This window comes from Polaromonas sp. P1_G2 (genome assembly GCF_056405515.1).
The window spans coordinates 1-527 of sequence record NZ_JBFUBY010000875.1 but is presented as its reverse complement, the minus strand read 5'-3'; the positions used below and the strand labels follow the sequence as shown (position 1 = coordinate 527).

Here is a 527-nt window from a genome sequence, read left to right as displayed (position 1 = left end):
GGTTTTCCTCGCCCCTTGCGGGAGAGGATGCGAAGACCGGGTGAGCGTAAGCGAACCCTTGGTCGAAGTTGGTGAGGGGTGAAAACTCCGTCACATTACCCCTCACCAAGCGCGGCCAAGGGTTCACTGCGTTCACCCGGCCTTGCTATCCTCTCCCGCAAGGGGAGAGGTAGGGTGCCACAAGCTCACCTCGCCAGATGCTGTTCCAGCGTCTGCCGAACTCGCTCAAAATCCACGGCAATCCGCTGCCGCTCGGTCAGGCTCGTATGCGGACGCCAGGCGAGCCGCAACCGGGCACGATCAACCCCGGTCGCATCCGAGATCGCGGCATCGAGATGCATCTCATACTGCGGCTTGCCGAAAGCGATGATCGCTGTGTCGCCCACCACAAGCTCGGTAAAGGCATCGCTACGCTCATGCAGCCAGGCGAGCAATGTCTCAGCCGGGCCGGCAAGCGGGGCGATGCCGAAGGCGGCGAAGCCGAGTGTTATGGCCGCCGGGCCAGCCGTGATCGCGCCGTCGAGGCG

General features: G+C 63.9%; 1 protein-coding gene. It reads right to left on the bottom strand.

Translation table 11 applies throughout. The features are described 5' to 3' along the window. Positions 1-185: 185 nt before the first annotated feature. Positions 186-527, bottom strand: a 342-nt coding sequence (locus AC1D0P_RS28095) for a hypothetical protein (RefSeq protein ID WP_477679731.1), incomplete at its 5' end; no start/stop codon positions are given.